Origin of the sequence: Agromyces binzhouensis (genome assembly GCF_004135055.1) — a bacterium.
Lineage (GTDB): Bacteria > Actinomycetota > Actinomycetes > Actinomycetales > Microbacteriaceae > Agromyces > Agromyces binzhouensis.
The window spans coordinates 1-1,591 of the sequence record NZ_SDPL01000554.1; the positions used below are offsets into that span (position 1 = coordinate 1).

At 74.1% G+C, this 1,591-nt stretch carries 3 protein-coding genes; 1 reads left to right on the forward strand and 2 read right to left on the reverse strand.

Features of this window, described 5'->3' with window-relative positions; all coding sequences use genetic code 11:
- The coding region (locus tag ESO86_RS16645; protein WP_165308206.1) for a GNAT family N-acetyltransferase at positions 1-462 on the reverse strand (462 nt) is incomplete at its 3' end.
- A 10-nt stretch (positions 463-472) separates the two neighbouring features.
- On the reverse strand, positions 473-985 hold the full coding sequence (locus ESO86_RS16650; protein WP_129235927.1) for a nitroreductase family deazaflavin-dependent oxidoreductase: 513 nt from the start codon (positions 983-985) through the stop codon (positions 473-475).
- A gap of 101 nt (positions 986-1,086) precedes the next feature.
- Between ESO86_RS16650 and ESO86_RS16655 the strand changes: the two genes are divergently transcribed.
- The gene (locus tag ESO86_RS16655; RefSeq protein ID WP_129235928.1) at positions 1,087-1,563 is read left to right on the forward strand and encodes a MarR family winged helix-turn-helix transcriptional regulator; all 477 of its coding nucleotides are present in this window, start codon (positions 1,087-1,089) and stop codon (positions 1,561-1,563) included.
- Positions 1,564-1,591: the final 28 nt, after the last annotated feature.

A 1,591-nucleotide genomic window follows, 5' to 3' on the forward strand; every position in this document is an offset into this window, starting at 1 on the left:
CGCGGTCGCGACGGCTGCGGCCGCGAGCGCGCGCCCGACGCCCCGACGCCGGAACGCCCGAGGCACCACGAAGCAGGTGACCGCCCAGATGGAGGCGTCATCGAAGTCGGCGTCGGGGGAGGCCGACGCGACCGGGCTGTGCCGGAGTCGCTCGAGGCCGCTGCGGGGCTCGACCGCGCACCAGCCGACCGGGGTCTCGCCGTCGTAGGCGATGATGCCCGGGCCGGTGCCGGGCGCTGCGAGCTGCTCGCGCAACCGCTCCCGGAGCTCCTCACGGCTCGCCGACTCCCACTCGGCGCCCCGGAGCTTGTACCACTGGCACCAACAGGTCGCCGGGTCGCCGCGCGTGCCGAACACGGCCTCGACGTCGGCGAACGGCACCGACGTCGCGCTGACCACGCGAAGCGTCGCTCCGCCCTCGTCGTCGGGGGCGGCGTCGGCAGGTGGATCGGCGTCGATCATGCACGCGACGCTAACGCGTGCCGGCGACATCCGTCGACGCCCGGCTCGGCTCGAGACGCAGCGCGCGGAGATCCTGCGCGAGGGCGCGGAGATCGTCCGGATCCGCCGTGAACGCCTCGCCGAGCGCCGCCTTCCCGAGCATCGCGGCGGCCCGCGGGTGGTGCCGCTGGTAGTCGGCGAGGAGGTCCGTGCGCGCCTCCTCGTCGAGGTCGACCGCGCGCGCCGCGAACCGCTGGGACCGCCAGTCGACCCGCACGTCGGGGTGCGCGAGCGCGTTGCGGTACCAGTCCGTCTTCGGTCCGCGACTGGCGACGACCCAGAGCGTCGGGGGAGCGCTCGGCGTGGAGCCGGCGCCGCGCTCGACCACTTCGAGCACCGTGCGACGTGCGATCCCGCTCGTGCGGCCGACCGCGGTGAGCATCAGGAACCGGCCGCCCATGAGCCAGCCGAGGCGAGCGCGGTAGAGCGCGGAGGGTGCGTGGTAGAACCAGGCGAGCAGGGGTCCGGGCTTCTTCATCGCCATACGGCCACACTAGGCGCGGTCGGCCGGGCGATCCGGATGTCCCGCAGCGGCGGGCCGCGAATCGATCGTGCAGCGAGGTGATAGTGAAGTACCATCACGGTATGGATGCTCCCGTCACCATCCTCGACCGACTCCTCGAGATCAGCGACCTGTTCCAGCGCGACCTCGCCCGCGAGTTCGCGGGCACGTCGCTCACTCCCGCGCGGACGCGCGTGCTCTGGGACCTCGTGCACACGGGCCCCTCGACGCAGCATGCGCTCGCGACCCGGCTCGAGGTGAGCCCTCGCAACGTCACCGGCCTGGTCGACGCGCTCGAGGCATCCGGATACGTCCGACGCGAGCCGCACCCCGACGACCGGCGCGCCGTGCTCGTCACGCTCACGCCATCCGCCGCCGAGCTCATGCACGAGATGCAGCGCGACCACGCCGAGCTCTCCGACGCGCTGCTCGGCGTCGTCGCCCCCGCCGACCGCGATGCGTTCCTCCGCGGGGTCGGCGCGGTCGCCGACCGGCTTCGCGACCTCGTCGAGACCGCGGAGGCCGGCCGTGCCGCGGCCCGCGCGGGAGTCGAGCGATGAGCGTCGACGTCGATCGCGCACCCGCGGC

Bases quoted from the DNA above. Each gene is read 5' to 3' on its own strand.
- ESO86_RS16655 (WP_129235928.1), top strand. From the start codon at position 1,087: ATGGATGCTCCCGTCACCATCCTCGACCGACTCCTCGAGATCAGCGAC.
- ESO86_RS16650 (WP_129235927.1), bottom strand. From the start codon at position 985: ATGGCGATGAAGAAGCCCGGACCCCTGCTCGCCTGGTTCTACCACGCA.